The 8,066-nt window shown below is 46.8% G+C and carries 4 protein-coding genes; 1 reads left to right on the forward strand and 3 read right to left on the reverse strand.

Features of this window, described 5'->3' with window-relative positions; translation table 11 throughout:
* Positions 1 to 29: 29 nt before the first annotated feature.
* The 3 genes from J0656_RS18025 to J0656_RS18035 are packed head-to-tail and all read right to left on the reverse strand — an operon-like array spanning position 30 to position 6,763.
* On the reverse strand, positions 30 to 2,339 hold the full coding sequence (locus J0656_RS18025; protein WP_207036376.1) for a zinc-dependent metalloprotease: 2,310 nt from the start codon (positions 2,337 to 2,339) through the stop codon (positions 30 to 32).
* The gene (locus J0656_RS18030) at positions 2,326 to 3,726 is read right to left on the reverse strand and encodes a RagB/SusD family nutrient uptake outer membrane protein (protein ID WP_207036378.1); all 1,401 of its coding nucleotides are present in this window, start codon (positions 3,724 to 3,726) and stop codon (positions 2,326 to 2,328) included. The genes J0656_RS18025 and J0656_RS18030 overlap by 14 nt, the downstream gene beginning before the upstream one ends.
* Positions 3,727 to 3,736: 10 nt before the next feature.
* Positions 3,737 to 6,763: a SusC/RagA family TonB-linked outer membrane protein gene (locus J0656_RS18035; RefSeq protein ID WP_207036380.1), complete on the reverse strand. Its 3,027-nt coding sequence runs from the start codon at positions 6,761 to 6,763 to the stop codon at positions 3,737 to 3,739.
* Between the two features lie 789 nt (positions 6,764 to 7,552).
* Between J0656_RS18035 and J0656_RS18040 the strand changes: the two genes are divergently transcribed.
* On the forward strand, positions 7,553 to 7,807 hold the full coding sequence (locus J0656_RS18040; RefSeq protein WP_207036382.1) for a helix-turn-helix transcriptional regulator: 255 nt from the start codon (positions 7,553 to 7,555) through the stop codon (positions 7,805 to 7,807).
* Positions 7,808 to 8,066: the final 259 nt, after the last annotated feature.

An 8,066-nucleotide genomic window follows, 5' to 3' on the forward strand; every position in this document is an offset into this window, starting at 1 on the left:
CCGATTCGGCTCCTTTATTGTTTATGGTCCTAATGTTCGGCCCGTAATGCTTTGTCCATCTCTAGTAGACATAGTTTTAGATGCGCCTTTGTTATCTCATCCCCTACTCTTTTTAAAGCTTTCATTAGCTGCTTTTGAAGCCCGTCCAGTTCTGCCAGAAAAAGACTTTTTGAATAATCGCTGTACAGATAGGTGTTTTCCCTGGCGTTGGGCCTATCGTATCTGAGCTCTTCCAAAATCGCACTGACCATTGACTTTACATAGGCCCTTTGCAATTTTTGCCTTCGCTCAGCTATCGGGAGGCGATTCCCATTCAATTCCTTGAACAAATCCCTTCGCAGTTGCGCCAAGAGCCTCTTGGATAGTCCTTTATGGGTGTTTCTTTCCGTTTGCTCCAACCGTTTCATACGAAAGGGATTGAGGGTTTCGGACAATAATGTCAATTGTTTTTCCAACAGCACATCCTCATTGGTCGTATGATATAGGCGATCTGAAAATTCAGGTGCTGCCAACCAATCCGGCACTTCAAAGGCATGTTCGCCTAAAAATACCATAGCATCCATTTGACCATTGCCGTCAACGGATTTGTAAACACCACCCTCTTGCGCCGCCGATTTAAGTTGGATGTCATAGCCCCCGATCAACGACATCACAAAGGCCATTTCATGGTACCATAGTTCCAGTGACTTTTCATATAACCGTTCCATATGCATCGAATTGCCCCTGCCCTCATATACATGGGGCAAAAGTTCCATGACCCGTTCCAAGTTCTTTAGCCCCAGAGTTGCTGTCCGAATGGGATCGTTATTGTCAACCACCTCATTGGTGTTCCCAGGACCTATTGGCTTGTACTGGTCTAGGTTGAACCGATACCAAGGCACGGTATCCTGTACCGAAAGGATACGCTCCAGTTCCGGAAGTTCTTCAAATGGGCCATTGGTACCAGGTATTGGCATATAGCCCCATTGGATCTGGTGGGAATCCATAGGTCCTACTTTTTGTATCAAGAGTGATGGCGGAATACTGTCCTCAGGTTGTGCAATGAAATTATGCCGTGCATAGGTCATGGCACTGGGGGTATGTCCCATAGTTTTTAGCCATTCCTTATCACGCATTTTTTCAAAAGGATAGGCAAACTCCCCAAAATTCCCATCGCGCAATCCAAAGGCATGGCCAGCTTCGTGCGCGGTCACGGATTGGATCAATTCGCCGAGCAGATCATCAGGAAATGGGTAGTGTTGTGCTCGATCATCCAATGGGGCACATCGGACGAAATAATTGTCCGAAAGGCTTTGATAGGAACTGGCCAGCACGATATCGGCTTTGAGGATTTCCCCACTTCGAAAATCAACATAAGTGTCCACTGTAGAGCTGGCCCTGTCCTCTGCTCCTCTGATACCTGAATATGCCTCCCAAAGGATCATGGAACGTCCCATACTGTGCCTGGGACCTTCCGTGACATCCTTTGCCAGTTCCTTGACTTCTATAGCGTTGGTGAAACCAGCAGCTTCAAAGGCCGGTAACCATTCCATAATCCCTGACGTGATATAAGGCTTCCATGTATCCGGCACCTTGGGTCCAAAATAAAAGGTAATGGGCTTGATGGGGTCGCTGGGATAGGAAGCGCTGTCCCTTCTTGTCAAGCGCCAACGGGAAATGCTTCCCGAAAGATGGCCTCCCTCCTTGATATCCTCCACAAAATACCCCATACGTGAGTCGTACAATCGGGGTCTCATCGGCTCAGGTAAACGGAAAAAACTGAAATCCGCAATGATGGTCTTTCGATGGCCGTTCCTAGCAACGGTTCTTTTGGTCTGTACGATGGTCTCTCCTTCCAGATTGAAAACGTTTTCCACAAAGCCCGCTCCGGGCACTGCCGTCTCTTCCACAAAATTCCGGTACCATTTGATCTGAGCACTTAAAAAGAGCTCAGTGGCATCTACCCTATATCCATCTTCCAAACGGTCTTGACCGACAATGGGAAAACGTCCCAAAATCAATTCCTCGATTTTGTAATCTTGGTTGACGGGAATCGTTGTGCCGACCAAGGACTGAACTCGGGGAACCTTTAAAATCAAATGCTCCCGCTGTTTGGACCAAACAACCTGTTGATACCCCGTTCCATGGCGCACAAAAAGCAGGGGCTCGTCCAACAGTTCGGTCGGTACTACCAGAAACACCTGATTATTTTCCAATTGGGCATGGATGCCATTGTTGGCCTGCCCCATGACAGGACAGGCCGCTAATTCAAAAAACAATGAAAACAAAAATGGGAGTAAGCCCATACTCTTCATAGCCTTTATAGGCCAATATTTTATATGCATATCAATAGCCATCATTCTGGGGTTTCAGCTCTGGGTTGGCCAAGAGTTCGGATTCGGGCAACGGCAGCAGGACATCGGTAGCTTGCCAATCCGGTTTGATGGGCTGTAGTACCTGGGTCGCCCTTTCCGTCCGTTTCAAATCAAAAAATCGGTGGCCGAGTTCCGTGAAAAGTTCATGTTGCCGTTCCTCCCAGATGGCCTCTAGTAGTATATTGGCATCGGATGCCCCCAAGGGAGCGAGGTCGGCCCTTTCCCGGATAGCGTTCAGATACATCAGGCCTTGGGTTGTATTCCCGGTCTGGGTGGCTGCCTCTGCCGCTATCAGGTAAATTTCCGCAAGACGCAACATGACCGATCTTTCCAAGGTCTGTTCGGTATTGGAAGCCTGTTTGTACTTGAACGGAAAATACCAGGTTGTCCCAGCATCCTCCACTCCATTTATCCACGAGGAAAATCGGGCATCCCCGGCTTCGAAACTATTGATCAATGTCTCGGACAATACCGTATCGGGGTTCGGTATATCTACCCTGAACGTGAATCCCTCATAGGTATTGGTGCCCTCAAGCTCCGTATCCAAATGCCAGAGGGTTTCCGTACTCCCGATCAGGAACACGTTGTCCAAATCGGTTTCCAGGAAATAGCCGCTTTGATTGATTACGTATTCCGCTTCGGCCAAGGCGCTTTCACTATCCCCTTGATACAGGAACACCCGGGCCAATAGTGCGGATGCCGCCCAATGGTTTGCCCTTGCTTTCTCAGGATTACCGGACAGTGTAGGGAGGGACTCCTTCGCCGATGTGAGATCTTCAATCAGTTTTTGATATACCTGTTCCACTTCCAGTCGAGCTATTTCTGAATTTACCCTGTAATCGGTACCCGTGATATAGGGAACAGGACCAAAAAGATGCATCAGGTAGAAGTGAGCATAGGCTCTCAAGAACTTCGCTTCTCCCATAAATTGGGATTTTTCTTCCATGGAAAGCTCTGTGGATGCATCAACCCCCTCCATGATCCTATTGGCCTCATAGATCATGGAATACCCTGTATCCCAATACCCTTTGACCGTATTGTCCGAGGGCAAAACATTGTTGTTGGCATATACTTGTACATTGGGGAGGTCGATGGCATTCAGGGTAAGTTCATCGGCATAATGTCCCATAAGATAGGTGATACCAGAACTACGCCCCGTTGAAAAAGCGTTTTCACGCAATTGGCTATAGATGCGACCTAGGGCCGCTTCAACGGTAGCAGGGTCTTGGAAAACGATTTCCCCAGTTATTTGGTCCTTGGGCAAATCAACATCCACAAAATCCTCACAGGAGCCGAGGGCCAAGAACAAAAGTGCCAAGGTCAAGTACCCTGCTTGTAATACTTTTCGAAAAGAAATATTAAGTGTTTTCATTTTTTTCTGATTAAAAGGTTAGTTGTGTGCCAATACTTACCATCCGCAAAGGAGGTACTGTTTGATTGCTCCTCGTCTCTGGGTCAAGCCCCAAATAATCCGTCCATGTCCAAAGGTTTTGGCCCCTTAGAAAAACCTGGCAACCAAAACCCTTTTGCTTTACATTGGAAACTTCATAGGAGACCGAAAGGGTCTTCAATCGGATAAAGGAAGCATCTGAAACCGCTCCATCGCTCTGTTGGTAATTGAAGTGGCCGATCAACGGGTCAATGGACTGGCCAATGGAAAACCGTTGGACATCGGAAACATCCCCGACTTGTTGCCATCGGTTCATCACTTCCCTCGGTTGGTTGTTCCTACTGCCCGGGATACTGGCATCCCTCCAGTAGTTCCAGCCCAATTGCTTGCTGAACTGAAACAACACATCAAAGGTGAACTTCCCGACCATGATACTGTTGTTGAGTCCGCCATAATACTCTGGGTCGAGGTTGCGAATGACCTCACGGTCGTCATTGGATGCAATGGCCCCATCCCCGTTGAAGTCTTCAAATTCGTGGATGCCGGTTTCAGGGTCCACACCGAGGTTGCGGTACAGTTTGAGGATATTGAGTGGTTCCCCGATGACCAAGCTATTGGCAAAGGTGGAACCTTCCAGGTTCGGAAAGGATACGAGCCTGTTTTTGGGGATGGTCAGATTAAAGGAAGTGGTCCAACGAAAATCCCTTCCTTTTATATTGACCGATTGCCACTCAAATTCAAGTCCCTTGTTCTCCACCGTTGCGTTCAAATTCCCGTTGATGGAGGAAAAACCCGTGGTACCGGGGAGGGGAATGCCCACCAACTGATTGGAGGAACGGTTGCGGTAGTAATTCCCACTTAGCATAATACGATCGTTCCAAAAGCCCAGCTCCAATCCAAATTCCAATTTTTTATTGCTCTCCCAACTGAAATTGGGATTGAACAATCGTGTTGGTAACAGCACGGGGTTATTTTGGTATTGGGTACCACCAAAGGAATAGGTGTCCAGATATTGGTAGTCCCCTATCTGGTCGTTTCCAGAAGTTCCATAGCTCGCTCTCAGTTTCCCAAAGCTCAAAAATGACTGGCCGTTCTTAAAAAGCTCTTCCTCGGAGAAAAGCCAAGCTGCGCCTATGGCCCCAAAATTGGCGAAGCGCTTCTCCGGGCCAAATCGACTGGAACCATCCCTTCGCCCTGTGAGATTCAAGAAATAACGGCCCTTGTAGTTCAAATTCAAACGGCCAAAGACCGCATGATAGCGATACTCTTGTTCTAGGTCCGCCAAAATGGAAACGTCAGAGGCCGCGGACAAACTTTCTATCAAACTGTTGGAACTAAAACCTGTGGCACGTTGTGATACCCGTGAACTCCTTTGCTCTTGAAAGGAAAGTCCTGTCAATATATCCAGTTGCAGACTTCCGAATTGGTGTTTCCACTGCAATTGTGGTTCCGCGATATACGAGGATCTCTTTCCTGTATTGTGTATGGCCAGCGAAAACTCACTCCCGACCCCAAAAGCGGGATTGTAAATAGTGGACGGAACAGTCCGTAATTCCGATAGGTGGTTCTCGATATATCCCAGGTTCGTCCTGAAATCCAATCCATCCATTATACGATAGGTGATACCAGCATTGCTGATCAATGTGGTGGCCGACGAGCGGTATTCGCTTTCCAAATGCCTCAGGGGGTTGTTCCAAGTGGAGTCCTCCCAGTTCAGTTCCCCATTTTCATCATAGAGGGACGGTGCATTTGGAGGCAATAACAAGGCCTCCACCACCAGCGAACTGCCGTTTGGCAAATCGTTTTCTTCTGAAATGAAATTGGTCGATAGGTTTAAGGATAATCGGCCGTTCTCCGAGCGATGGTTCAAATTGGCCAGCCCCGAAACCTTGGTGTTCCCAAAATCCCCTGGGAAAACGTCAGTTTGGTCAAAATAGCTGCCATTGAGCAAAAACTGTGTTTGCTCCGAACCTCCCGAAACCGACCCTTGCACGTTGGTCATATACGAGGTATTTCCAAACAGTTCCCTTTGCCAGTCCGTATTTCTATCTTGATCCCACGTTCCGTTCACATCATAGGCATTGGAAGGAATGGGTTCGATGCCATCATTTGCATAGGCCTCCCTGCGCATTTCCAGGTACTCGTCTGTTGATAAAAGGTCTAGATAATTGGACACCGACCCCATACCTGTGGAAACATTAAACGTTACCTGGGTAACCCCTGCCCTACCTTTTTTGGTGGTGATCAATACCACCCCGTTGGCACCACGAGACCCATATATGGCCGTGGCATCCGCATCCTTTAGAATTTCGATGCTCTCGATATCATTGGGGTTGATATTGTTCAAAGGGCTCACTCCTCGCCCGGGTATGGGTATTGATGCCTGCTGTTCCCCCAGACTTGATGAGGAAAAAGGAACACCATCTATCACATACAAGGGTTCATTGCCCCCGCTACGGATACTGTTCTGTCCTCGTATCTGGATGCTGAAATTGGTGCCGGGAAGCCCCGAGGTCTGGACAACAGATGCCCCGGACACCCTACCTTGTAGGGCTGCCAAGGGGTTGGAAACGGGCTGTTTCTCGATGTCCCCAGAGGAAACCTTTTCGATGCTTCCCGTACGCTCCCGTTCGGAAACGGTATAATAGCCCGCATTGAGTACTACTTCCCCTAATTGGGTGACGTCTTCCTCCAATTTGATGTTAACTGTTTTTCTTCCTTTGATAGGAACGCTCAGTGGTTTGAAACCAATAATCGAAATGTACAAGGTATCGTCAGGATTGGCTTGTATGGTAAAGGAACCATCGATATCGGTGATAGTGCCCCGTTGAGTATCCACCACCTGAACACTTACCCCGACCAAGGGGTTTCCGTCAGAGTCAGTTACGGTGCCGGCAACAGTAGCTTGGGGAGGTGGGGCCATTGCGGCCTCCAAGGTTTGTGATGGCCACAGGGCCAACAGCATGTTAATCGCTAGGAACAGGGAAAATCTGTTCGCTTTTATCCATTGTATCTTCATAATTTTGAGTTGTTTGATTTTAACCGTTAGTTAGAATTGAATCTTGCCTCTGGACAATTGCTACCCTGTCCGGAGGTTTTTTGTTTGCACTGCCCCCGAAGTCCCGACAATGTCGTAACTTACCTTAGGGCATTTAGGTTCGGGCATAGGCCATCCTGTCCAAGAAACAAGTGCTCTTGGAAATGGGATTCCTAATGGAACAAGACTATGATTTCGTGATTGGGCCGGTTGCCCGAAAAATGTATGCGTCAGTTATGGGTCAGAAGAGTAATTGCAAACCGAAAATTAAGTAGCGTAATACCCATAACTCTAGTCCTTGGTTATACGGGATTCTTGGGCTTTTTCTTGAAAAGGATGTCGAACACCGAGTGACAGGCCCCAAAAATGAAACAAAAACAAGGTGTGAACCCCACAGAAAAAAGTTGCCAAATGTTTCCCATAACCCAATTGGTTGGGCGACACCCCGAAAGGACCAAAGAAACCAAACGCTAAGAAAAAGTTGCAATGAACCATTACACCAAAAAAAGGCGCGGGACTCAACTTATCTAAATAGAGGTACTGGTGATACCGTGCAACGATAAGAGAGCCCACGCCCGGGTCGTGAGCCATCTGCTTATTGTCCTGTTGCAAAAATTACCAGTTTTCTATTTAAGGACTCTAAGCGAAAGCTTCAAATATTGTCTATACGAAGAATCGCAAATGTATGTATTCAGAGTCAAATATAACGAAATATAAAAATGTAATCCAAATGGCTTACATATTTTTTTACAATTAAATGAAAATTGCAATATGGGTAAGCTAAAACCAGAAGATATTGCATTGAATAATAAAATTGCGCATAGAATCAAGGAATTGCGCATAAAGGCTGACCCTAATCAAAAACGGTTTGCAGAAAACAATGATTTGGAAAGGCAAACTTTAAACAGGTGGGAAAGTGTTAATGACAACCGAGGAGTTTCAATACACACAATCAGTAAATTTTGCAGAATGGTTAATATAAGCCTAAAAGAATTTTTTGCTTCAGACTCATTTAAGAATCAATAATTCTAATTTCCTCGAACTAATTCCCTTTCTCATTTTTAAATTCCTTACAAAAATTCACATTTTCCTTTTTTAGAAAATTCTTACATTTAGGCTCGTCTCCACCAGTACTTTACTGAACAATAAAAGACTGTGCTTTGGTGGAAACGCCGGACATAGTATACCACCCTCGCTGGGTTAAAGTGACCATAGCTGGCCGGACGAAAGTGACCCACCTTCGCCGGGTCAAAGTGGACCACCTTTAGATTAGATCTATCTGTAA

The sequence above is a fragment of the Flagellimonas aurea genome, from assembly GCF_017313785.1.
Classification (GTDB): Bacteria; Bacteroidota; Bacteroidia; order Flavobacteriales; family Flavobacteriaceae; genus Flagellimonas; species Flagellimonas aurea.

Bases quoted from the DNA above. Each gene is read 5' to 3' on its own strand.
- J0656_RS18025 (WP_207036376.1), bottom strand. From the start codon at position 2,339: ATGATGGCTATTGATATGCATATAAAATATTGGCCTATAAAGGCTATG.
- J0656_RS18030 (WP_207036378.1), bottom strand. From the start codon at position 3,726: ATGAAAACACTTAATATTTCTTTTCGAAAAGTATTACAAGCAGGGTAC.
- J0656_RS18035 (WP_207036380.1), bottom strand. From the start codon at position 6,763: ATGAAGATACAATGGATAAAAGCGAACAGATTTTCCCTGTTCCTAGCG.
- J0656_RS18040 (WP_207036382.1), top strand. From the start codon at position 7,553: ATGGGTAAGCTAAAACCAGAAGATATTGCATTGAATAATAAAATTGCG.